This window comes from Microtetraspora sp. NBRC 16547, from assembly GCF_030268965.1.
GTDB lineage: Bacteria > Actinomycetota > Actinomycetes > Streptosporangiales > Streptosporangiaceae > Microtetraspora.
The window spans coordinates 31,074-53,886 of sequence record NZ_BSSE01000013.1; the positions used below are offsets into that span (position 1 = coordinate 31,074).

The window sequence follows — 22,813 nt, forward strand, 5'->3', positions numbered from 1 at the left end:
GCGCCCGCAGGGGCCATGTCCCCCGAGACGTCGCCCAAGACATCGGCTGAGACATCGGCCGAGAGCGCGTCCACCCGAGACCATGTCGCCCGGGGCCCTCGCCCCGGGCGTGACAGCCGGTCAGTCGGCGCCGAACGCCGCCCTGAGCTTGGCGAAGGCGGCGTCGGTCCCCAGCAGCGCCCGGTCGATCTCCTCGTCGGTGTGGGCGGTCGACAGGAACCAGTTGTGCCAAGGGTGGAGGTAGACGCCCTCCTGGAGGCAGGCGGCCGCCCATCGCATGCCCTTGTCCAGGGTGGCGTCGCCCTCGAAGGACAGCCACGGGATCTGCACCGGGCCGGTCTGGTTGACCACGAAGCCGTGGGAGGCGGCCTGGGCGGCGATGCCCTCGCGCAGGCGGGTGCCCGCACGCTCGATGAGGGCCGGGCCGTCTGTCTCGCGCAGGATCTCGATGGTGGCCTTGGCCGCCGCCATCGCGGTGGCCGAGAACCAGAAGGACCCGGTGGAGTACAGCGTCTGCGCCGGGCCGCGCAGCGCGTCGACGCCCGTGACGGCCGCGATCGGGAACCCGTTCGCCATCGCCTTGCTCCACGCGGTCAGGTCGGGCCGTACGCCGAAGGGCTCCCAGGAGCCGCGCAGGTCCAGCCGCCAGCCCGCGCGCACGTCGTCGATGACCAGGGCGGCGCCGAGCCGGTCGGCGAGCGCGCGCAGGCCGCGGGCGAAGTCCGCGTCGGCGAGCTCCTGGTCCTCGAACGAGTCGTGCTTGAACGGCGTCACCAGGATGGCCGCGATGTCGCCCGCCTCGGCGGCGGCCTCGGCACTGGCCAGGTCGTTGTAGGTGAACTCGATGGTGTCGGCGCGCTGGTTCGGCGTCGTGCCCGACAGACCGGGCGTGCACCAGGGGTCCGCGCCGTGGTAGGCGCCATGCGCGACCAGCACCTTCGTCCGCCCGGTCGCGGCGCGGGCGACCATGAGGGCCTGCGTGGTGGCGTCGGTGCCGTTCTTGGAGAACATCGCCCAGTCCGCGGACGGGATGAGATCCACCAGCAGCTCGGCCAGCTCTACCATGACGGGGCCCGGCCCGTTCAGGCAGTCGCCGGACGCCTGCTGGGCCGCGGCGGCGGCCTCGACCCGGGGGTTGCGGTGCCCGACGATCACCGGTCCCCAGCTGCACATCAGATCGATGTACTCGCGGCCGTCGGCGTCCCACTGCCGGGCCCCCTCGCCGCGTACGAAGAACTGCGGGTAGACGTCGCCGTGCAGCGCGGCGTTGAGGTGGCCGTACATGCCGCCGGGGACGACCCTGGCGGCGCGCTCTCGCAGAGAGGCGTCCGAGGAACCGGTCACGGAGATCTCCTTCGTCCTGTCGGGAGTGGTCACAGGGTGGCCGGGTCGAGGCCGTCGAGGCCGGCGTCGCTGCCCAGCCCGCCCGCGACCCTGGCGGCGACGGCCGTGCCGAGCCGGGCGGCGCCGACGACGTCACGGCCGTCGAGCAGGCCGGCGATGAAGCCCGCGCAGTACGCGTCGCCGCAGCCCGTGGTGTCGACCACCGGTACGTCGAGCGCGGGGATCCTGGTGTGGCCGCCGGAGGTGGCCACCAGACTGCCCTCGCCGCCGAGCGTGACCACCACGCTCGCCACGCCCTCGCCGAGCAGCGCGGCGGCGGCCTCCTCGACGCTGTCCGCGCCGGTCAGCATGAGGGCCTGCTCCTCGTTGGGCAGCACGTGGTCCACGTGCGGCAGGAAGGTCCTCGCCCCGGCGACGAGATCGGGCATGTTGGACAGCAGGTCCATGGTGACCACCGTGCCGCCGGCGCGGGCCTCGTCCAGCAGGGCGAAGAACGCGGGATCGTGCAGCCCCCAGGTGACGTCCATACCGCCGAGGTGGAGCGCGGACGCCCCGGTGATCCGCGCCTTGTCGAGGTCGGCCAGGGAGAGCCCGAGGTTCGCCCCGGGCACGTGGAACGAGGGGCGGCCGCCATCCGGCCGGATCGGCAGGATGGACGCGGCGGTCTGCTCGCCGGGCTTGCGGACGACTCCGGTGACGTCGACGCCGTGCCGCGCCATGATCATGATCAGGAAGTCGCCGAGCTCATCATCGCCCACGGCCCCCGCGGACGCCACCGGAAGGCCGATCTTCGCCAGATCGACCGCGGTGCCCGCGGCGGCCCCCGCGGCCGTGATACGGATCTGTTCGAGCAGATGGGTGTCCTGGCCCTCCGGGATCGACTCCACCGGGCGGGCCAGCACGTCCACGATGTGGACGCCGAGGGTGACGACGGTCATGCCCGGGATAATAGACGGACGTCCGACTAAAATGTCAACAGACGAAGGGGGATCCGTCATGCCGAAGATCGTGGATCATGGCGAGCGGCGGGACGAGGTGATGGCGGCGGCCCGGCGGGTCATCCTGCGCGACGGCGTCGAGGGCGCGACCACCCGCGCGATCGCCAAGGAGGCGGGCTACTCCAACGGCGTGCTCACGCACTATTTCGCCGACAAGGACGACATCCTGCTGTCGGCTCTGCGCGACTCGCACCGCCGCATCGCGAACCGGCTGAAGGACCGGCTCACCGGGCTCACCGGGCTCGCCGCGCTGCGCGAGGTGCTGCTGGACAACCTGCCCCTCGACGAGGAGCGCGCCGCGGAGACCGGGCTCGAAGTGGGGTTCTGGGGCCGCGGCCTGAGCAGTCCCGCGCTCCTCGCCCTCCAGCGGGAGGACGCCGCCGAGCTGCGCTATCTCGTGCGCAGCCTGCTCCAGTCGGCCGCCGAGGCCGGGGAGATCGCCGTGCCAGGGGACCTCGGTGAGGACCTCGACGACGTGACGGAGCGGCTGCTGGCGCTGGTCGACGGGCTCAGCGCACACCGGCTCCTGTATCCCGACCGGATGACGCCGGAGCGCCTCGAACGCCTCATTCTGCGCGAGCTGGACCGGCTCGCCGCCTCGTTGTAGGGCCGTCCTACGGGGCTCCGGGAGCGCGGATGGCGGCGGCGGGCGGGCCGCCGCCGAGGGGCCCGCGCTCCGGGCCCCCGGCGAAGGTCAGGCGTGATCGGGCCGCGATCGGGCCGTGATCGGGCCCGGGTCAGGCCGGGGTCAGGCCGTACGGTGCGGCTCGTAGCGCATCGTGCGGGAGACCCCGATCCGCACGGTCGTGCCCGGGGCGATGGCGACGACCTCGTTCGGCGGGATGTCATAGAAGTTCGGGTCGCCGGGCGGCTGGATCTGCGTCCCGTTGACCGAGCCGAGGTCCACGAGCGTGACGTCCCACCCGTCCAGCGCGACCCGCAGGTGACGCCGCGACACCGAGCCGTCGGGGCTGGTCACCCGGGCCGGCCTGGCCTCTCCCGACTGCGCCTCCGGTGCCCGCTCGGGGTCACGCCCCAGCACGTAGTCGGCGTCGAGGGACAGGGTGACGCCGTCGTCGAGCAGCAGCACGCCGAGCGACGGCCGCGTCCCCTTGTACGGCACGAGCACGTGCGCGGCGATGGGAACGCCGCAGACCGCGCAGAACTGGGCGCGCGGGTCGTTGAAGTGGTCGTTGTTGCAGTCGACTCCGTAGACCATGGGCAGCGGCTCGGAGGACGGCGTCGAGTCGAGCTGGGTCGCCTCCCCCGGCTCCTCGTCGGAGGCGGGCGAGCTCGGGAACGGCTCGAACGGCCCGGCGTCGCGCGCGGGCGGCGCGTCGTCCTCCCAACCGCCCGCGAATTCCGGCTCCGGCTGCGGCCCGGTGACGTGGCCGAGCACCGGATCGGCGATCGGGCCTGGGATCGGGCCGGAGATCGGACCCGACGGCGGGCCGGAGACGGGGTCCGCGACCGGCCCGGACAGGGGCGGCGCGGGATACGGCAGCGACTCCGCCGGCGGCGCCGGAGGGGGAACCGAATCGGCCGGGGGCGCGGGGTACGGATGCGGTTCGTACGGCGAGGCGGGATAGTGCGGCGGCTCCGGTGACGGCCCGGGCAGCGGCGGCAGGTCGAACGGCCCCGAGTCGCGCTCCGGCTCCACCCGGGGGAAAGGCGGCGCGGGGACCTGGCCGGGCTCCTTGTGCGGCTCACCCGGCGGGAACGGCGGCTCCATGGGAACGAAAGGAGTGGGCGGCGGCACGACGGGCTCGCGCGCCGCGATCGGCTCCGCCGGCAGGACCGGCGGGCCCGGCATCGGATGCCTCTGGGGCGGCGGCGGGGGGAACACGATCCCGCCCGTCTCGGTGAAGTCCTGGACCACGCCCGCGCCGGCCACCACGCCGCCGTCGAGCCGCGCGTAGGGGCTGGAGGGGCCGGCGCCGGGCAGGCGCAGCTCGATCCTCGTCACGGGGCCCCTGACCAGGCGGTCGGTCCAGGTGAGCGCGTCACGCCCGGCGAGATGGACGTCCCCGTCAGGCCCGCCCCACACGGTGGCCTCCGCGGCGCCGCTGACCAGGACCGCGACGCCGCCCGCGGTCGGCCCGGCGACCGCGCACGCGACCGGCTCGCCCATCGCCCGGTCCATCGTCCCGGCCAGGACCTGGGCGACCCGGCGGGCCAGCGCCCGGCCGTCCCCGCCCGAGGCCGCGGTCTCCCGCAGCGCCGCGAGCAGGTCCTCGACCGGCTGGTCCACGGCTCCGCAGACCAGCAGCAGGCCGTTGAGATGGGCGACGACGCCCTCTCCCGGCAGCGGGCGGACCACTCCCACGCCCTGTTCCGTCACAGAACTCTCCCTTTCCGGAAACCCCACCAGATGAACGGCACCGGCATCGGCGCGCTCACCGGGACATCCGTCCGCGGCGGGCGGGCCCGGAACGTGACCGTAGGCGACACCAGGTCGATCACCCCAGAACGTAGCAAAAAGAATGCTATGCGGCCTTCTCGGGGCCGCGCGCCCCCGGAGAGCCCCGGCCGGGCCGCCGCCCGGTCCGCGCCCGTACGTGCCGCCGCGGCACCGGCCGCGGACGGCTCGTGGGTCGGTTCGCCGACACTCGGGGGGCTGGCCACTGCACGCTCCTGATCAGTTCGATCAGAACACTAGTCCCAGGGGGCCCCGCTAGACGAGTGGGGAGGGCGCCATATCCGCATCACGTCCTCAGACTCCGGAGAACACGCGGTTCACGTCGGCGGTGACGAGCACGCCGTAGATCTCCCCGCCCCGCTCGACCAGGAGGTACTCCCCCGAGGGGGTGCCGCGCATGGCGTCGAGCAGCGGCTCGCCTTCGAGGTCGGCGCCGAGGACCAGGGACGGTTCCAGGGTGCGGGCGAGGGACCCGACGTTCACCCACGGCCTGCGGTGCTCGGGGGTGGCGCTCACCGCGGCATCGTTGACGATGGCGACCGGGCGGCTCTCGTGGTCCACCACGACCATCGCCCCGGCGCCCGCGTCCCTCGCCCGGCGCAACGCCTCCGACAGCGGCACCTCCGCGGTCACCGGCACCGCCCTGCGGGCGAGGGTCCGCGCGCGGAGCTGGGGAAGGCGGGCGCGGACCCGGGCCACCCGCAGCGACTGGGTGGCGCCGGCCCAGATGAACGACGCCAGGATGACCGACCAGATCATCAGGGACACGTCGATGGCCTGCCCGGTCATCACCGACGTGAGGATCGGCCACGTGATCATGACCACCGCGAGCCCGCGGCCGACCCACGCGGCGGCGACGGTGCCGCTCCCGGAGTTCTTCGTGACCTTCCACACCCCGGCGCGCAGGATGCGCCCGCCGTCGAGCGGCAGGCCGGGCACCAGGTTGAAGATCCCGACGATCAGGTTCGCCCAGGTGAGCTGGAAGATCAGCACGTTGACGAGCCCCTCGGCCGGCACGACGAACGTGTGCAGGACGTAGCCCACCGCGCCGAGGCCCAGCGAGAGGGCCGGGCCGGCCGCCGCGACGAAGAACTCGCGCCCGGGGGTGTCCGGCTCGCGCTCGATCTCCGAGACGCCGCCGAGCATGTAGAGCACGATCCGGCGTACGGGGTAGCCGTAGCGCTTGGCGACCACGCAGTGGGCCAGCTCGTGCGCGAGCACCGACAGGTAGAGGAGCACGGCGAAGACCAGGGCCACCACGTACGTGGCGGGCCGGCCGAATCCCGGGAGGTACCCCGCGAACACCGGTTCGGCGGTCCAGGTGATGAAGGCGGCCACGATGAGCCAGGTCGGCGAGACGTAGACCGGGATGCCGAACGGCCGGCCCATCCGCAGTCCGGGCGAGCCATTCACAGGGGTACTCATGGGGTCGTCTTCCCTCCTTGGCCTTGATGGTACGCGCCGGGAGGTGAGTCCAGGCCACCCTGAAGGCGGGCGTACCGGCGCTGGGAGGGGTTCTGTCGGCTCGGTGGCCTACAGTGCGGGACATGGCCCTCACCGAAGAGCGCGCGATCATCGGCGCCCTTTCCCCTTCCCGTGCCGGCGACTTCATGACATGTCCGCTGCTCTACAGGTTCAGGGTGATCGACCAGCTGCCCGAGCGGCCCTCCGCCGCGGCGGTCCGCGGCACGCTCGTGCACGCCGTCCTGGAGCGGCTGTACGACCTGCCCGCCGAGGCGCGCACGGTGGCCGCCGCGCAGGAGCTGCTCGAGCCGCAGTGGCGGCGGCTGCTCGAGGAGGAGCCGGAGTACGCCGGGCTGTTCGCCGACGACGACGAGCGGGACCGCTGGCTCACGCAGGCCAGAGGGATGGTCGACCGCTACTTCACGCTGGAGGACCCGCGCCGCCTGGAGCCCGCCGAGCGGGAGATGTACGTCGAAGCGGTGCTGGACAGCGGGCTGCTGCTGCGGGGCTACATCGACCGGCTCGACGTCGCGCCCACCGGCGAGGTCCGGGTCGTCGACTACAAGACGGGCAGCGCGCCCGGGCCCGAGTTCGAGGCCAAGGCGCTGTTCCAGATGAAGTTCTACGCCCTCGCGCTGTGGCGGCTGCACGGGAACGTGCCGCGGATGCTCCAGCTGATGTACCTCGGCAACGGCGAGATCATCCGGTATGTCCCCGACGAGGCCGACCTGCGGGCCACCGAGCGCAAGGTCCAGGCGCTCTGGGAGGCGATCGAGCGCTCGCTGCGGTCGCGGGAGTGGCGGGCCAGGCGCTCGCGGCTGTGCGACTGGTGCGACCACCAGGCGCTGTGCCCCGAGTTCGGCGGCACTCCCCCGCCCGTCCCCGATCGGGAGCCGGGGCTCGGCTCGCGCAGGAGCAGCCACCGGGCGGCCAGCGACGAGCTGTGACGGACGCGGTCCCGGTTGACGGTGGCCGGGAAATCGTGACGGTGGCCGGAGGTCGTGACGGTGGCCGGGATGTTGTGAGGGATGGCCGGAGGTCGTGACGGTGGCACGACGGCCTCCGTTCCGGCTCATCCGTTCGGACGAGCTCCATATCCGCCCCCGGCAGGGCCGGACTCCCAGGTTGGCTCCGTAGATTTGGATCCGTGCGCGCCACCACCGCCGATCCGAGATCCCGGATCCGATCCCACGAGCTGATCACCGACTCGGCTCTCGCGGTGGCCCTGACCGTGGCGTCGCTCCTCTTCATCCTTCTCGTGGACGCCGAGACCGCGGCGCGCTGGCAGGGCGTGACCTCCGTGGAGATGCGCGCCCCCGACGCGCTCAGTCTCGCCCTGGCCGCGCTGTGCGCGCTGCCGGTGGCGTTGCGCCGCCGCTGCCCGCTGGTCGTGCTCGCGGTCACCACGCTGCCCGATCTGGCACTCCACGCGCTGGACTACAGTCCCGGCCTGAGCGGCGTCGCCGCGCTCGTCCTCCTCTACTCCGTGGCCGCGCATCGCGGCCACGCGCTCAGCCTGCTCGCCCTGGCCGTCACCGGCCTCGGGTACGCCGTGGGCGCCCTGCTGAGCGCCCAGCCGCTCTCGTGGACGGATCACGTCATCGCCGTCGTGCTCTCCATGCTCTGCTGGACGGGCGGCCGCGGCGTACGGCTGCGCCGCGCCTATCTGGCCGAGCTGGTGGACCGGACCGACCGGCTGGAGCGCGCGCGGGAGGCCGACACCCGGGCCGCCAGGGCCGAGGAGCGGTCCCGCATCGCCCGTGAGCTGCACGACGTCGTGGCGCACCACGTCAGTGTCATGACCGTGCAGGCGGCCGCCGCGCGCAAGATGCTGGCCGTCAAGCCGGACGTGGCGCGGGACGCGCTGACCGCCATCGAGGAGATGGGCCGTACGGCGATGGCCGAGATGCGCAACATCGTGGGAGTGCTGCGCACCGACGGCCCGGCGGAGCTCGGGCCGCAGCCCGGCGTGCAGGACGTGCCCGTCCTGGTCGACCAGATGCGTGAGGCCGGCCTGCGCACCCAGCTGAGCGTCGAGGACGGCGACGGTGCGGAGCGGGCGCTCCCGCCGGGCGTGGACCTCGCCGCCTACCGCCTCATCCAGGAGGCGCTCACCAACAGCCTCAGGCACGCCGGTCCGGCCGCCCGGGCGTGGGTCACCGTACGCCGGGAGGGCGGCGAGCTGCTGGTCCACGTGGAGGACGACGGGCGCGGCCCGGCGGCGGAAACGCGGCAGCCGAACCGCACCGGGCACGGTCTCGTGGGCATCAAGGAGCGTGTCGCCCTTTATGGTGGAGTCCTGCGGATCGGTCCCCGCGACGGGGGCGGGTTCGAGGTCAGCGCCCGTTTCCCCCTCAAGGACAGATGATGCCCATCAGAGTGCTGCTGGTGGACGACCAGCCGTTGCTGCGTACCGGATTCCGCTTCATCCTTGAGGCCGAGCAGGACGTCACCGTGGTCGGCGAGGCGGGTGACGGCGCGATGGCGATGGAGCAGTCCCGGGCGCTCCTGCCCGACGTCGTCCTCATGGACGTCCGCATGCCGGGCATGGACGGCATCGAGGCGACCCGCCGCATCGTCAGGGAGGCGGCCGCCAGCGCGCACGTGCCGAAGGTCCTCGTGCTGACCACGTTCGACCTGGACGAGTACATCGTGGAGGCGCTGCGCGCCGGTGCGAGCGGCTTCCTGCTGAAGGACGTACCGCCCGACGACCTGGTCCAGGCCATCCGGGTGGTCGCGGCGGGGGACGCGATCGTCGCGCCGGGCGTCACGCGGCGGCTCCTCGACCGGTTCGCCACCCGGCTGCCGTCGGCGCAGGAGCGCGCGATCCCGGCCCGGCTGGACCGGCTGACCGAGCGTGAGCTGGAGGTGCTCCAGCTCATCGCCAAGGGCATGTCGAACGCCGAGATCGCGGCGAAGCTCGTGGTCAGCGAGACCACCGTGAAGACGCACGTCGGAAACGTGCTGACCAAGCTGTCCCTGCGCGACCGGGTGCAGGCCGTGGTCCTGGCCTACGAGACCGGCCTGATCACGCCGGGGGCCCGCTCCTGACGGGCCGCCCGGCCTGATCGCGCGTCACGACGCCGACGCCGTACCCTTTCCCGCCGGGCCCTCCCCCGGCGCGGCGTCTCCGGCCCCGCCCGCCTGCAGGGCGCCCTCCGCGGTCACCGCGCCGGCACCGGTCACGGCGACGTCCCCGGACGCGGGCGCGTTCTCCGGGAAGTGGCAGGCCACCTGGTGGCCGGTCGCGAGTGCCAGCAGCGGCGGCTCGACCTGCGAGCAGATCTCCTGCGCCTTCCAGCAGCGGGTGTGGAAGCGGCAGGCCGGCGGCGGGTTGAGCGGCGAGGGCACGTCGCCCTGCAGCCGGATGCGCTCGCGGTCCTTGCGCCGCTTCGGGTCCGGGATCGGCACCGCCGACAGGAGCGCGTTGGTGTACGGGTGCATCGGCGACTCGTACAGGCTCTTGCGGTCGGCCAGCTCGACGATCTTGCCGAGGTACATCACCGCGACGCGGTCGCTGATGTGCCGGACCACGGACAGGTCGTGCGCGATCACCACGTAGGTGAGGTCGAGCTCGTTCTGCAGGTCCTCCAGGAGGTTGACCACCTGGGCCTGGATCGACACGTCGAGCGCGGACACCGGCTCGTCGGCGATGATGAGCTTCGGCTTGAGCGCGAGGGTGCGGGCGATGCCGATGCGCTGGCGCTGGCCGCCGGAGAACTCGTGCGGGTACCGGTTGTAGTGCTCCGGGTTCAGCCCGACCAGCTCCAGGATCTCCTGGACCGCCTTCTTGGTGCCCTGCTCGGTCTGGACCCCCTGGATCCGGAACGGCGCGCCGACGATGGCGCCCACGGTGTGCCGGGGGTTCAGCGAGCTGTAGGGGTCCTGAAAGATCATCTGGATGTCGCGGCGGAGCGGGCGGATCCGCCCCTGCGACATGTGGGTGATGTCGTGGCCATCGAAGACGATCTTCCCGCCGGTCGGCTCGATCAGCCGGGTGATCAGCCGCCCGGTCGTCGTCTTGCCGCAGCCCGACTCGCCCACCAGGCCGAGGGTCTCGCCCTTGACGACGTCGAAGCTGACGCCGTCCACGGCCTTGACCGCCCCGACCTGCCGTTTGAGCATCCCCTTGGTGATCGGGAAGTGCTTCTGCAGGTTCTGCACGCTCAGCAGGGAGTCCGTCACGGCGCCTCCAGGTTGGGCTTGATCTCGTTCTCCCAGATGGAGCGCCGGACATCCCCGGACAGGTGGCAGCGCACCAGGTGGCCGCCCTCGCTCTCCAGGAGCGTCGGCACCTCGGTGGTGGACTTGCCGCCGGTGCGGTCGCCGTACGTGCAGCGCGGGTGGAAGGCGCATCCCTGCGGCACGTTGATCAGCGAGGGCGGTGTGCCCTTGATCGGCATGAGGCGCTCGGTCCGCTCCCGGTCCAGCCGGGGCATCGAGCCCAGGAGACCCCAGGTGTACGGGTGTTCCGGCCGCTCGAAGATGTCCTCGGACGTGCCGTATTCGATGGCCTTTCCGGCGTACATCACGAGGATGTCGTCCGACAGCTCGGCGACCACGCCCAGGTCGTGCGTGATGATGATCAGCGCGGCGTTGAAGTCGCGCTGCAGGTCGCGCATCAGGTCGAGGATCTGGGCCTGCACGGTCACGTCGAGAGCCGTCGTGGGCTCGTCGGCGATCAGCAGCTCGGGGTCGCAGCTCAGCGCCATCGCGATCATCGCGCGCTGGCGCATGCCGCCGGAGAACTCGTGCGGGTAGCTGTCCACCCGCCGGTCGGGCTGCGGGATGCCGACCCGGTCGAGCATCTCGATCGCGTGCTTGCGCGCGACGCTCTTGCTCACCTTGTGGTGGATCCGGTACGCCTCGATGATCTGCGCGCCGACCGTGTAGAACGGGTGCATCGCGGACAGCGGATCCTGGAAGATCATCGCCATCTTCTTGCCGCGCAGGGTCCGCACGTGCTCGGCGCTCGCGCTGACGAGTTCCTCGCCGTCCAGCCAGATCTCACCCGAGATCCTGGCTCGGCCACCCTTGTGCAGGCCGAGGATGCCGAGGCTGGTGACGCTCTTGCCCGAGCCGGACTCCCCGACGATGCCGAGGGTCTTACCCCGCTCAAGGCTGAACGAGAGCCCGTCGACGGACTTGACCAGGCCGTCGTCGGTCGGGAAGTGGATCCGCAGATCCTTCAGTTCCAGGAAGGTCACGCGAGCCTCACCCTCGGGTCGACCACGGCGTACAGCAGGTCGACGATCAGGTTCGCCACGACGACGAAGAACGCGGCGAACAGGACCACGCCCATGACCTTGGGCAGGTCCTGGTTCGTGATGGCGTCGATGGCGTACTTGCCCATGCCGGGCAGGGAGTAGGTGCTCTCGGTGAGCACGGCTCCGCCCAGGAGAAGGCCGACGTCGAGACCGAAGATCGTCAGGATCGGGGTGAGCGCGGCACGCAGGCCGTGCTTGAGCACCACCGTGCGCTCGGTCAGCCCCTTGGCCCGGGCCGTGCGGATGTAGTCCTCGCTCATCGTCTCCAGCATCCCGGCCCGAGTGAGCCGCGCGTATCCCGCGGCGTACAGGAAGGCCAGGGTGATCCACGGCAGGATCAGGCTGTACGCCCAGGCCGCGGGGTCGTCGAGGAACGGGGTGAAGCTGCCGCCCGGCGCGGTGATGCCGAGACCGTAGCTGAAGATCACCAGAGAGACCATGCCGGTGAAGAAGATCGGGAGCGAGACGCCGCCGAGCGCGATCGTCATCGCCGCGCGGTCGAAGAAGCTGCCCCGTCTGAGGGCGGAGACCACACCGGTCGCCACGCCCGCGAGGACCCAGAGGATCGCGGCGCCGATCGCCAGCGACATCGTCACCGGTAGGCGGTCGAGCAGGTCCGGCCAGACCGGCAGCCGGGTGAGGAAGGAGTAGCCGAAGCACGGGGCGGGGCAGTGCTCCACGCCCGGGCCGTAGTCGTAGTCCGCGCCCGCGACGATGCCCTTGGCGAACCGTCCGTACTGCACGACCAGGGGATCGTTGAAGCCGAGCTTCTCGGCGGCGATCTTCACTTGCTCGGCGGTGGCGGTACGGCCGACGTAACGCGTGGCGAGGCTCTCCGGCGTCGCGCCCGCCAGGCGCGGCACCAGGAAGAAAATGGCGAACGTGATGATGCTCACGATGGTGAGCATCACGGCCGCCCAGATCAGTCGCCTGATGATGTATGTGGCCACAATCCCCCCGGCTCCGGGGGCCGGTCGCGCGGACCGGCCCCCTTGCCGTGCTCAGGTGTGTCGGATCGGTTACGCGACTACTTGACGCCGAGGCCCAGGTAGTCGTACATGCCGTACGCGTCGTTCACGAAGATGTTCGTCGCGTTCTTGCTGCGGACGATCAGGCTCTTCGTCCAGATGCCGGGAAGGATGAAGGCGTCCTCCATGACCTTCTTGTCGATCGCGGTCCAGAGCGCGTCGCGCTTGGCCTGGTCGGTCTCCGCCATCGCCTGGTCGAGCATCTTGTCGACCTCGGGGTCCCGGACGCTGATGTTCGAGGAGCCGCCGGTGTCACGGATGACGCGGCTGTCGACGATCTGGCCGAGGAAGCCGAAGCCGTCGGGCCAGTCCGACATCCAGCCGTTCTGGGCCAGACCGAGCTTGTTGTCCTTCGCGTAGCCCGGCTTGCCGGCGTACAGCGCGAAGTAGTCCGCCTGCGGGAACGGCTTGAGGGTCAGCTTGATGCCGACCCGGCCCAGGGCCTGCTGCAGCGCCTCGGCGGCCGCCTTCTCGTTCGGGCGCTCGGCGCGGTAGGCGATGTTGGTCTCGAACCCGTCCGCGTGGCCGCAGGCGGTCAGGTGCTCCTTCGCCTTGTCCAGGTCGCCCTTGTTGTCCGCGCCCGGCGGGTAGAGGTTGAAGTCCTCGTGACCGGGGATCGCGGGCGGCAGCAGGCTGGTCGCGATCTGACCACCGGCGAACTCGCCGCCGAAGGCGGTCTGGTAGTCCACCTTGTTCGCGGCGTACTGGACGGCCTTGCGGCAGTCGATGTTGTCCAGCGGCGGGACGTTGCCGTTGATCGACGTGTACCAGAGGCGGGTGCTCGTCGGGTTGTCGGAGTTGGCCTTGTTCGCCGGGTCGCCGAGGACCCGGCCGAGGGCCGCCTGCTTGACGCCGGTTCCGAGAATCGCGACGTCGAGGTCACCGGAGAGGACCCGGTTGTCGATGTCGTCGGCGTTGACGTTGGTCGTGACGTCGAAGCCGTCCGGGAGCGCCTTGCGGTTCGGGTCGGTGGCCGGGTCCCAGTTGGGGTTGCGGACCAGCGTGAAGCCCTTGCCGATCTCGTTCTTCTCGAACATGTACGGCCCGGAGGCGATCACGTGCTCGCGGTACTTCGCACCGGTGTCCTTGGCCTCCGGGACCGGGATGGTCGCCGGAAGCTGGGCGAAGTAGTCGAAGTTGCTCAGCGGCTGCTTGAGGTGGAAGACGATCGTCTGGTCGTCCGGCGTCTCGATCGCCTTGTCCGTGTTGACGCCCTTGGACTTGTACGGACCCTTGTAGCCCTTCGGCAGGTCCAGGAAGTCGTTGAAGTAGGTGTACCCGTCGGGGAACACCTCCTTGTCGAGCGAGCGCAGCACGGCGTACTTGACGTCCTTGGACGTGATCGCCGTGCCGTCCTCGAACTTGACGCCGGGCTTGAGCTTGTACGTCCAGGTCTTGGCGTCGTCGCTCGGCTGGCCCATGCCCTCGGCCAGGTCAGGCGTGAGCTCGTTGCCCTCCTTGCCCACCGCCGACTTGAACATCAGCAGGGAGCGGCCGTAGAGCCGGATGAAGTTCCAGGAGTAGCCGTAGTACGTGTCACCCGGGTCGAGCGAGTCCCAGTCGCCCTCGTTGGCGAACTTGAGCACACCGCCCTTCTTGTCCGACGGGTTGACGACCCCGGTGAGGCCGGCGTTGAACTCCGCCTTCGCCTCCTCCGCGGCCGGCTGCGCCGAGTCCTTCGGCGTCGTGCCCGAGCCGCCGCCGCAGGCGGACAGCGCGAGGGCGAGCACCGCGCCCAGGGCGGCCGCGCCCGTCGTGGTTCTTCTCTTCATCTACAACCCCTTGGTTTCGGAGCGGGGAACAACAGGGAATCGGGAGAGGGTCAGCGGGCCTTCGGGTCGAGTGCGTCCCTCAGGCCGTCACCGAACAGGTTGAACGCCAGTACGGTGACGAAGATCGCCATGCCGGGGAAGAACATGAAGTGCGGGATCGTGTAGAACCGCACCGCGTCCGAGAGCATGCCGCCCCAGGTGGGGGTCGGCGGACGCACGCCCACCCCGAGGAAGGACAGCGCCGCCTCGAACAGCACGTTGCTGGGGATCAGCAGCGTCGAGTAGATCAGGATCGGCGCGACCAGGTTCGGCAGCATCTCGCGGAAGATGATGTACGGCCCGCGGGCGCCGAGGCTGCGTGCCGCGTCGACGAACTCGCGCTCGCGCAGGGACAGCGTCTGGCCGCGGACGATCCGGCCGATGTACGGCCAGTTGAAGAAGCCGATGACGAAGACCAGCAGCGCGACGCGCAGAGTGTCGCCGGTCAGGCCGAACGCCTCGTCCGGCACGATGCCGGCCAGCGCGATGGCGAACACCAGCAGCGGGAAGGCGAGGAAGACGTCCATGGTCTTGCTGATGATCGAGTCGACCAGACCGCCGAAGTAGCCCGCCGTGACGCCGAGAAGCGTCCCGATGGCGACCGACAGCAGGGTGGCGAGGAACGCGATCAGCAGCGAGATCCGCGCGCCGTAGACGACCCGGCTGAAGATGTCCCGCCCGTTGAGCGGTTCGAGGCCGAAGAGGTGGGCGGGGCTGATGCCCGTGCCGTCCTTCGGCGCCATGGTCGACGGGTCGATGAGGTCGGAGTTGAACTGGGTCGGGTCCTGCCCGAACGCCCCGACGATGAGGGGCGCGAAGACGGCGACCAGGATCAGGAAGATCACGACCAGCGCCCCGGCGATGGCGACCTTGTCGCGCTTCAACCGCATCCAGGCGATCTGCCCCAGTGAGCGGCCCTGGATGGCCGCGGCGCCCGCTCCGGCGGCGGCGGGCGCCGGGTCCACCGGCTTGTCCGGCGCGTCGAGCGGCGCGGTCACCGGAGCTCCCCGTTCTCATCCGCCGAGAGCGCGTCGCGCTTCACGGCGAATCCCGGCGTCGACTCCACGACCAATGTGCGGTGCGTATTGATGACCCTGCTTCGCGCGGCCATGCGTGTCGGCCCCCTGGGTTCCAGACGTTGTCCCGTGGTCCCGGATGGCACGCCGGTCCCAGAAGGGAGAATCTACGTCCTGAACTGCATAAACAAGCCCATACGGGAGCTATGTGGCCCAACTGTGATTGACGCGAAACTTATTCGTACTGATCTTGAAGGGAATGTTCGAGACCCGTTCCGGTTACGTCTCGGAACCGTGACATTTCCCACTATCCGAGATTTCGCGAGACGCGCGTCAGCTGATGCCGCGCCGCTTGAGGATGTCCTCGATGTCGGAGAAGTCGTCCGCCTGGGCCGGCTTCGCGGGCTCGACCGGCTTGGCCTTCCCGGCGGGCGCTGCCGGGGCGGCGCCGGCGGGGGTCGTCGTGGAGGCGTCCGCTGTGGTGGCGCCGGCCTTGCGGCCCCGCGAGATGGCGCGGCCGCGCAGCGCGCCGGAGACGACGAAGAGCAGGACGGACAGGCCGGCCAGGACGATGCCCGTCCACACCATGGGCGACAGCACCAGACGGGTCACGAAGGACACCAGCGTGGAGACGACGTTCCACAGCGTCTCCAGGATCCCGGTCAGCAGCGCGGCGAGCGGCACCAACGACCACGCCGTGGCGCGCAGCCCGGCGGCCAGCCCCCGGCGGCGGAACGCCAGGTAGCTCAGCACGAGCCCCACGACGGTGATTCCGACGCACAGCGGCGTCCAGGCGATGGCGGTGAAGGACATGACATGCTCCTCTTATGGCGTTCGTTCCATCCTGGCACGCTCCGCCCACCGGCGAGCGTGCCGAGATCACCGAGAGGCCCTGAGATCCCCCTGAGATCGCGGCGCGGCACCCCTGAGACGCCTCCCCGAGACGACCGGTGAGACCACCGCTCAGGAGCTGCGACGAACCGCGAGCAGCCAACGGCCGATCCCCGCCCGGCAGCCGCTCCGCGGGCGGTCAGCCGATGAGTCCGCGCAGGAGGGCGACATCCACGTGGTGCAGCGACGGCACGACGATCCGCCCGGGCGCGGGGTCGATGTCCAGCAGGCTGGGCACCGCGACCACGCGGCACCCCGCCGCCGTCGCGGAGGCGACGCCGTTCGGGGAGTCCTCCAGGACCGCGCAGCGCGCCGGATCGGCGGAGAGCAGGCTCGCCGCCGTCAGGTACGGCTCCGGATGCGGCTTGGTCCAGGTGACGTCGTCCGCCGTGACGATGACGTCGAAGTGCTCGCGGCCGATGGACTTCAGCACCGAATCGGCGATCACCCGCAGCGACGAGGTGACCAGCGCGATGGGCACGCCCTCGTCGGTGATCGCCTGGAGCAGTTCGAGGGCGCCCGGCATGGTGACGACCCCGTCCGCGAGGCGCCGCTCCATGCCGTCGATCAGCCACTCCCCGATGAGGGACGGGGCCACGTCCGTCCCGGTCATCGCGAGCATGTAGGCGACGCTGCGCTCCCACGAGCCGCCCACGAGCTGTTCCTGATGCTCGGGCCCCCATGTGCCGCCGAGGCGGGTCACCACCTCGGACTCCACCTCGAACCACACCTTCTCGGTGTCGACCAGCAGTCCGTCCATGTCGAAGAGAACCGCGTCCAAGCTTCCCCCTTGCCGCTTCGCCGTACCGCGTGATCGAGGCGCGTCGTCGCATGCCGGGGGGACCCCCGCGAGATCACGATCAACGGGTGTGCAGGTCAGCCATGCTATACGGACCCGGTCACATGATCACGCGAGGGATGGTCGTCAGACGTTGAAGTACTTCGCCTCCGGGTGGTGGACCACCAGGGCGGAGGTGGCCTGCTCGGGGTGGAGCTGGAACTCCTCCGACAGCGTCACGCCGATGCGGGAGGGGTCGAGCAGCTCCATGAGCTGAACCTGGTCCTCCAGGTTCGGGCAGGCCGGATAGCCGAAGGAGTATCGGCACCCGGTGATGTTGACCTTGAGCATGTCGGCGAGGGACTCGTCACCGCCGATCCCCAGCTCGGAGCGGACGCGCGCGTGCCAGTACTCGGCGAGCGCCTCGGTGAGCTGGACGGACAGGCCGTGGAGTTCGAGGTAGTCGCGGTAGGAGTCCTTCGCGAACAGCTCGGCGGTGGCCTCGCTGATCCGGTTGCCCATCGTGGCCACCTGGAAGGCGACCACGTCGACCTCGCCGGAGTCGCGCGACCTGAAGAAGTCGGACAGGCACAGGTGCCGGTCGCGGCGCTGGCGCGGGAACGTGAAGCGGGTCCGCTCGTTGCCGGCGTCGTCGAGGATGATCAGGCTGTCGCCCTCGCTGACGCACGGGAAGTAGCCGTACGCGACCGCGGCCTCCAGCAGCCCGTCGGTCTGCAGCCGGTCCAGCCACATGCGCAGCCGCGGGCGTCCCTCCAGCTCGACGAGCTCCTCGTAGGAGGGCCCGTCCCCGCCGCGCGCCGCCTTGAGGCCCCACTGGCCCATGAACGTGGCACGCTCGTCGAGGAAGGCGGCGTAGTCGGCGAGCGGGATGCCCTTGACCACCCGGTCACCGAAGAAGGGCGCCCGGGGGACGGGGTTGTCGGCCGCGACATCGGACCTGACCGGCAGGTCCTCGACCGCGGTGCGGGTGAGAACCGCGCCGGTCTTGACCCTGCGGGTGCGCAGCGCGGGCAACTCGGCGCCCACCTCGCCCCGCTTGACCGCCATGAACGCGTCCATCAGCCGCAGGCCCTCGAAGGCGTCCCTGGCGTACCTGACCTCGCCCTGGAACAGGTCGGCCAGGTCCTGCTCGACGTACGCCCGGGTCAGTGCGGCGCCGCCGAGGAGCACGGGGTACTTCTCGGAGATCCCCCGGGAGTTCATCTCCTCGAGGTTCTCCTTCATGATGACCGTCGATTTCACCAGAAGTCCGGACATGCCGATCACATCGGCCTTCTTGTCCTCGGCGGCCTCCAGGATCGCCGACACCGGCTGCTTGATGCCGAGGTTGACCACCTCGTAGCCGTTGTTGGACAGGATGATGTCCACGAGGTTCTTGCCGATGTCGTGCACGTCGCCCTTGACGGTGGCGAGGACGATGCGCCCCTTGCCCACCCCCTCCATGCGCTCCATGTGGGGCTCCAGGTAGGCGACCGCGTTCTTCATGACCTCGGCCGACTGGAGCACGAACGGCAACTGCATCTCGCCGGAGCCGAACAGGACGCCGACGGTCTTCATGCCGTCGAGCAGCACGTCGTTGATGATCTCCAGGGCGGGCCGCTGGGCGAGCGCCTCGTCCAGGTCGGCCTCCAGGCCCTTCCTCTCACCGTCGATGATGCGGCGCTTGAGGCGCTCCCACAGCGGGAGCCCGGCCAGCTCGGCCGCCTTGCCCGCCTTCAGCGCGGCGGCGTCCACGCCCTCGAACAGCTCCATGAACCGCTGCAGCGGGTCGTAGCCCTCGCGGCGCCGATCGTAGATCATGTCGAGCGCGACCTGGCGCTGCTCGTCGGGGATCCGCGACATCGGCAGGATCTTGGACGCGTGCACGATGGCCGAGTCGAGCCCGGCGTTGACGCACTCGTTGAGGAAGACGGAGTTCAGCACCATGCGCGCGGCCGGGTTCAGGCCGAACGACACATTGGACACGCCCAGCGTGGTCTGCACGGTCGGGTGGTGCCGCTTGAGCTCGCGGATCGCCTCGATGGTCTCGACGCCGTCGCGGCGGGTCTCCTCTTGCCCGGTGCCGATCGGGAACGTGAGGCAGTCGACGATGATGTCCTCGACCCGCATGCCCCAGTTGTGGACGAGGTCCTCGATCAGGCGGTCGGCGATCCTGACCTTGGCCTCGGTGGTGCGGGCCTGGCCCTCCTCGTCGATGGTCAGCGCCACGACGGCCGCGCCGTGCTCCCTGACCACCCGCATGATCCGGGTGAACCGCGAGTCGGGGCCGTCGCCGTCCTCGTAGTTGACCGAGTTGATGACCGCCCGGCCGCCGAGCATCTCCAGGCCGGCCTCGATGACGGCGGGCTCGGTGGAGTCGATGACGATCGGCAGCGTGGAGGCGGTGGCGAACCGGAACGCCAGCTCCCGCATGTCCTTCACGCCGTCACGGCCGACGTAGTCGACGCACAGGTCCAGCAGGTGGGCGCCGTCGCGGGCCTGCGCCCTGGCGATCTCGACGCACTCCTCGTGGTTCTCCGCGAGCATCGCCTCGCGGAACGCCTTGGAGCCGTTGGCGTTGGTCCGCTCGCCGATGGCGAGGAAGGAGGTGTCCTGGCGGAACGGCACGTGCTGGTAGAGCGAGGAGGCGCCGGCCTCGGGGCGGGGCCGCCTGGCCTCGCGCCGCCGGCCCCGGACGCGCTCCACGACCTGGCGCAGGTGCTCGGGGGTGGTGCCGCAGCAGCCGCCGACCAGGGCGAGGCCGTAGTCGCGGGTGAACGCCTCGTGCGCGTCGGCGAGCTCCTCCGCGCTGAGCGGGTAGTAGGCGCCGTCGGCGGTGAGCTGCGGCAGGCCCGCGTTGGGCATGCAGGACAGCGGCAGCCGGCAGTGCTTGGCCAGGTAGCGCAGGTGCTCGCTCATCTCGGTCGGCCCGGTGGCGCAGTTGAGGCCGATCATGTCGACGCCGAGCGGCTCGATCGCGGTCAGCGCGGCCCCGATCTCGGAGCCGAGGAGCATGGCGCCGTTGGTCTCGATCGTCACCTGGGCGATGATCGGCACGTCCCGCCCGGCCGCCTCGATGGCCCGCTTGGCGCCCACGACGGCGGCCTTGACCTGGAGCAGGTCCTGGCAGGTCTCGATGATCAGCGCGTCCGCTCCGCCGCCGATCAGGCCCGCCGCGTTGTCGCGGTAGGCGTCGCGCAGCGTGGCGTACGGCAGGTGCCCCAGCGTGGGCAGCTTGGTGCCCGGGCCCATCGAGCCGAGTACGAACCGGGGGTGCTCCGGGGTGGACCACCGGTCGGCCTGCTCGCGGGCGAGCCGCGCTCCGGCCTCGGAGAGCTCGTAGATCCGATCGGCGATGTCGTATTCACCGAGCGCGGCACGGTTGGCGTTGAAGGTGTTGGTCTCGACACAGTCGACGCCCACCGCGAGGTAGGCGTCGTGCACGGCCCGGACGATGTCGGGTCTGCTGACATTGAGGACGTCGTTGCACCCCTCGTGCCCCTGGAAGTCCTCGATCGTGGGATCGTAGGACTGCAGCATGGTGCCCATCGCCCCGTCGGCCACCAGCACACGCTCGGACAGGGCTCTGCGGAAGGACGGTCCACTCGTCATGCGCCAAGCCTATCCGGATACGGGTCGGCGCTTTCGAACGTGTTGTCCGATGAGAACGATCAGCGGCCTTCGCCCGGTTCCCCCGACCGGCCGGGGCGGACGATCATCGTTGGGCGCGTAGGTGACGCCGGAGGCCCCCTACGGAATAGTCTTTGGGGGAAGGCCATATCCCTGTGGGCCAGTGAGGAGGCGGCGCGTGATCGAGCTCGAAGGGCTCCCTGAGCTCGTCGACCCGGTGCTGATCGCCGCGTTCGAAGGGTGGAACGACGCGGGAGAGGCGTCCAGCGGTGTGCTCGCGCACCTCGAGGCGGAGTGGAAGGCCACTCCGCTGGTCGAGCTGGACGCGGAGGACTACTACGACTTCCAGGTCGCCCGGCCGGTCGTCGAGTTGGGCGACGACGGCCTGACTCGGTCGATCACCTGGCCGACGACCCGGCTGCTCCTCGCCCGGCCGCCGGGCGCGGAGCGCGACGTCGTGCTGCTGCGCGGCATCGAGCCGAACATGCGCTGGCGCACCTACTGCTCGGAGGTCGTGGGTCTCTGCCACGAGCTCGGTGTGGACCTGGCGGTGCTGCTGGGCGCGCTGCTCAACGACTCGCCGCACACCAGGCCGGTGCCGATCGTGGGGTCGGTGAGCGACCCCGGGATGGCCCGCGCGCTCAACCTCGAAATGACGAAGTACGAAGGCCCCACCGGCATCGTGGGCGTGCTCCAGCACTCCCTCGGCTCGGCCGGGCTGCGCACCGTCTCGCTGTGGGCGTCGGTGCCGCACTACGTCGCCCAGCCTCCGAACCCCAAGGCCACCCTGGCGCTGCTCCGCAGGATCGAGGACATGCTCGACATCCCGATGCCGTACGGCGACCTCGCCGAGGAGGCCAGGGCATGGGAGCACGGCGTGGACGAGCTGGCCGCCCAGGACAGCGAGGTCGCCGAGTACGTCCGGGAGCTGGAGGAGCGCAAGGACGCCACCGAGCTGCCGGAGGCGAGCGGCGACGCCATCGCGGCCGAGTTCGAGCGCTACCTGCGCCGCCGGGACCGCGGCACCGACGGCTGACCCCCGCATCGCCGCCCCGGCGGTGAAATGTCGGATCCGCCGGTGCCACCGGAGCAATACGGATTTAACAGAGATTGGAACGCGCCCGGCACGGGCATCTCGTTGTGGTGTCGTCGTCGCCGCGGGGAGCGTGCATGAGTGCCCGGCAGATCCGAATGTTCACCGATCCTTCGCTACGCACCGTAGCCGAACCGGTCACGACCTTCGATCGTTCCGTACGCGATCTCGTCCGGTCACTCACCGCGACCATGCGGGCCGGCGCGGGGCGGGCCGGGCTGGCCGCGCCGCAGATCGGCGTCCCGCTCCGGGTGATCGCCTTCGAGGTGGACGGGAGGGCGGGGCACATCGTCAACCCGCGCCTGGAGGTCTCCGGCCGGGTGATCCGGGCCGATGAGGCGTGCCTGTCCGCTCCCGACCGGTGGTGGCCGTTGGAGCGCTCCTTCGCCGCCGTCGCCCGCGGCAGGGACATGTACGGCAAGCCGATCACGGTCCGCGGCATCGGCATGCTGGCGCGCGTGCTCCAGCACGAGGCCGACCACCTCGACGGCGTCCTCTTCATCGACCACCTGCCCGCGGAGGAGCGGGAGCGCTTCCTCGCCGCCATCCCGTAGGCGTTCGACCGGGCGCTCAGCGTGCCGTCCCGCGCGCCGCGAGAAAGCCCGGCGCAGGACATAGCGCCGGACACAGGGCCGAGCACAGGGCCGAGCACAGGGCCGAGCACAGGGCCGAGCACAGGGCCGAGCACAGGGCCGAGCACAGGGCCGAGCACAGGGCCGAGCACAGGGCCGAGCACAGGGCCGAGCACAGGGCCGGACAATACGGCGGATAGCACGGCGGACTGGCTGCCGGATACCGCAGTGGACATTCGCGTCACTATCCGACCACGAGGAGTAGCCGTCTCCGACCCTGGGGACGATGGCTTCGACCTGCCCTGCCGGACGTGGAAACCCCGAGAATCCACGCTCAACTCGGGGAGGGTCAACATGTCCGTGTTCTTCTGCGGTCTCACGCCGGCTGGTGAGCCCGCGCACTCCGGCGACCTCGGGCCGGCTCCCGAGGTCGCGCGCACACGCGGTCTCACGCCGGCTGTGGAGGCCGCGGTTTCCGGCGGCCATCCGCCGGACGCCCCCG

Annotated in this window: 18 protein-coding genes; 6 read left to right on the top strand and 12 right to left on the bottom strand. The window is 70.8% G+C overall.

Going from position 1 to position 22,813, the window contains the following annotated elements; all coding sequences use genetic code 11:
- Positions 1–120: 120 nt before the first annotated feature.
- Entirely contained in the window at positions 121–1,344 is a 1,224-nt protein-coding gene (locus tag QSK17_RS18735) for an aminotransferase class III-fold pyridoxal phosphate-dependent enzyme (protein WP_285706159.1), read from the bottom strand.
- 29 nt (positions 1,345–1,373) lie between these two features.
- On the bottom strand, positions 1,374–2,282 hold the full coding sequence (locus QSK17_RS18740) for a carbohydrate kinase family protein (protein ID WP_285706161.1): 909 nt from the start codon (positions 2,280–2,282) through the stop codon (positions 1,374–1,376).
- Between the two features lie 58 nt (positions 2,283–2,340).
- Between QSK17_RS18740 and QSK17_RS18745 the strand changes: the two genes are divergently transcribed.
- The gene (locus QSK17_RS18745; RefSeq protein ID WP_285706162.1) at positions 2,341–2,949 is read left to right on the top strand and encodes a TetR/AcrR family transcriptional regulator; all 609 of its coding nucleotides are present in this window, start codon (positions 2,341–2,343) and stop codon (positions 2,947–2,949) included.
- A 141-nt stretch (positions 2,950–3,090) separates the two neighbouring features.
- On the opposite strand, the gene QSK17_RS18750 is transcribed toward QSK17_RS18745, so the two are convergent.
- Together QSK17_RS18750 and QSK17_RS18755 are read right to left on the bottom strand one after the other, a co-directional pair.
- Positions 3,091–4,683 carry an FHA domain-containing protein gene (locus tag QSK17_RS18750; RefSeq protein WP_285706164.1) on the bottom strand — a complete coding sequence of 531 codons (1,593 nt, stop codon included), beginning with the start codon at positions 4,681–4,683 and terminating at the stop codon, positions 3,091–3,093.
- Positions 4,684–5,055: 372 nt separating this feature from the next.
- Positions 5,056–6,186, bottom strand: coding sequence for a site-2 protease family protein (locus QSK17_RS18755; protein ID WP_285706165.1), 1,131 nt, complete (start codon positions 6,184–6,186; stop codon positions 5,056–5,058).
- Positions 6,187–6,308: 122 nt separating this feature from the next.
- On the opposite strand from QSK17_RS18755, the gene QSK17_RS18760 reads away from it, so the two are divergent.
- The 3 genes from QSK17_RS18760 (at position 6,309) to QSK17_RS18770 (ending at position 9,276) form a co-directional block, all read left to right on the top strand.
- A complete protein-coding gene (locus QSK17_RS18760; RefSeq protein ID WP_285706166.1) occupies positions 6,309–7,172 on the top strand; it encodes a RecB family exonuclease in 864 nt (287 codons plus the stop codon).
- 200 nt (positions 7,173–7,372) lie between these two features.
- Entirely contained in the window at positions 7,373–8,593 is a 1,221-nt protein-coding gene (locus tag QSK17_RS18765) for a sensor histidine kinase (RefSeq protein ID WP_285706167.1), read from the top strand.
- Complete coding sequence (locus QSK17_RS18770) at positions 8,593–9,276, top strand: response regulator (RefSeq protein WP_285706168.1); 684 nt, start codon at positions 8,593–8,595, stop codon at positions 9,274–9,276. The genes QSK17_RS18765 and QSK17_RS18770 overlap by 1 nt, the downstream gene beginning before the upstream one ends.
- Before the next feature lie 24 nt (positions 9,277–9,300).
- On the opposite strand, the gene QSK17_RS18775 is transcribed toward QSK17_RS18770, so the two are convergent.
- From QSK17_RS18775 to metH, 8 genes are all read right to left on the bottom strand, one after another.
- Positions 9,301–10,350 (bottom strand): ABC transporter ATP-binding protein, encoded by a 1,050-nt coding sequence (locus tag QSK17_RS18775; RefSeq protein ID WP_285706325.1) that lies wholly within the window; start codon positions 10,348–10,350, stop codon positions 9,301–9,303.
- 56 nt (positions 10,351–10,406) lie between these two features.
- A complete protein-coding gene (locus QSK17_RS18780) occupies positions 10,407–11,432 on the bottom strand; it encodes an ABC transporter ATP-binding protein (RefSeq protein ID WP_285706169.1) in 1,026 nt (341 codons plus the stop codon).
- Positions 11,429–12,442, bottom strand: coding sequence for an ABC transporter permease (locus QSK17_RS18785; protein ID WP_285706171.1), 1,014 nt, complete (start codon positions 12,440–12,442; stop codon positions 11,429–11,431). Before QSK17_RS18785 ends, QSK17_RS18780 begins: the two co-directional genes overlap by 4 nt.
- Positions 12,443–12,519: 77 nt before the next feature.
- On the bottom strand, positions 12,520–14,292 hold the full coding sequence (locus QSK17_RS18790) for an ABC transporter substrate-binding protein (protein WP_285706172.1): 1,773 nt from the start codon (positions 14,290–14,292) through the stop codon (positions 12,520–12,522).
- 50 nt (positions 14,293–14,342) lie between these two features.
- A complete protein-coding gene (locus QSK17_RS18795) occupies positions 14,343–15,329 on the bottom strand; it encodes an ABC transporter permease (RefSeq protein ID WP_502889242.1) in 987 nt (328 codons plus the stop codon).
- A gap of 351 nt (positions 15,330–15,680) precedes the next feature.
- Complete coding sequence (locus tag QSK17_RS18800; protein ID WP_285706174.1) at positions 15,681–16,160, bottom strand: cellulose synthase; 480 nt, start codon at positions 16,158–16,160, stop codon at positions 15,681–15,683.
- 217 nt (positions 16,161–16,377) lie between these two features.
- Positions 16,378–17,019: an HAD family hydrolase gene (locus tag QSK17_RS18805; RefSeq protein WP_285706175.1), complete on the bottom strand. Its 642-nt coding sequence runs from the start codon at positions 17,017–17,019 to the stop codon at positions 16,378–16,380.
- A gap of 144 nt (positions 17,020–17,163) precedes the next feature.
- Positions 17,164–20,628 (bottom strand): methionine synthase, encoded by a 3,465-nt coding sequence (gene metH / locus QSK17_RS18810; protein ID WP_285706176.1) that lies wholly within the window; start codon positions 20,626–20,628, stop codon positions 17,164–17,166.
- A 196-nt stretch (positions 20,629–20,824) separates the two neighbouring features.
- Here metH and QSK17_RS18815 point away from each other — a divergent pair, with 196 nt between their 5' ends.
- Both QSK17_RS18815 and QSK17_RS18820 read left to right on the top strand, forming a co-directional pair.
- Complete coding sequence (locus QSK17_RS18815; RefSeq protein ID WP_285706177.1) at positions 20,825–21,682, top strand: PAC2 family protein; 858 nt, start codon at positions 20,825–20,827, stop codon at positions 21,680–21,682.
- A gap of 134 nt (positions 21,683–21,816) precedes the next feature.
- Positions 21,817–22,293, top strand: coding sequence for a peptide deformylase (locus QSK17_RS18820; protein ID WP_285706178.1), 477 nt, complete (start codon positions 21,817–21,819; stop codon positions 22,291–22,293).
- Positions 22,294–22,813 lie beyond the last annotated feature (520 nt).

Bases quoted from the DNA above. Each gene is read 5' to 3' on its own strand.
- QSK17_RS18775 (WP_285706325.1), bottom strand. From the start codon at position 10,350: ATGCTCAAACGGCAGGTCGGGGCGGTCAAGGCCGTGGACGGCGTCAGC.
- QSK17_RS18740 (WP_285706161.1), bottom strand. From the start codon at position 2,282: ATGACCGTCGTCACCCTCGGCGTCCACATCGTGGACGTGCTGGCCCGC.
- QSK17_RS18745 (WP_285706162.1), top strand. From the start codon at position 2,341: ATGCCGAAGATCGTGGATCATGGCGAGCGGCGGGACGAGGTGATGGCG.
- QSK17_RS18790 (WP_285706172.1), bottom strand. From the start codon at position 14,292: ATGAAGAGAAGAACCACGACGGGCGCGGCCGCCCTGGGCGCGGTGCTC.
- QSK17_RS18760 (WP_285706166.1), top strand. From the start codon at position 6,309: ATGGCCCTCACCGAAGAGCGCGCGATCATCGGCGCCCTTTCCCCTTCC.
- QSK17_RS18770 (WP_285706168.1), top strand. From the start codon at position 8,593: ATGCCCATCAGAGTGCTGCTGGTGGACGACCAGCCGTTGCTGCGTACC.
- QSK17_RS18820 (WP_285706178.1), top strand. From the start codon at position 21,817: ATGAGTGCCCGGCAGATCCGAATGTTCACCGATCCTTCGCTACGCACC.
- QSK17_RS18800 (WP_285706174.1), bottom strand. From the start codon at position 16,160: ATGTCCTTCACCGCCATCGCCTGGACGCCGCTGTGCGTCGGAATCACC.
- metH (WP_285706176.1), bottom strand. From the start codon at position 20,628: ATGACGAGTGGACCGTCCTTCCGCAGAGCCCTGTCCGAGCGTGTGCTG.
- QSK17_RS18755 (WP_285706165.1), bottom strand. From the start codon at position 6,186: ATGAGTACCCCTGTGAATGGCTCGCCCGGACTGCGGATGGGCCGGCCG.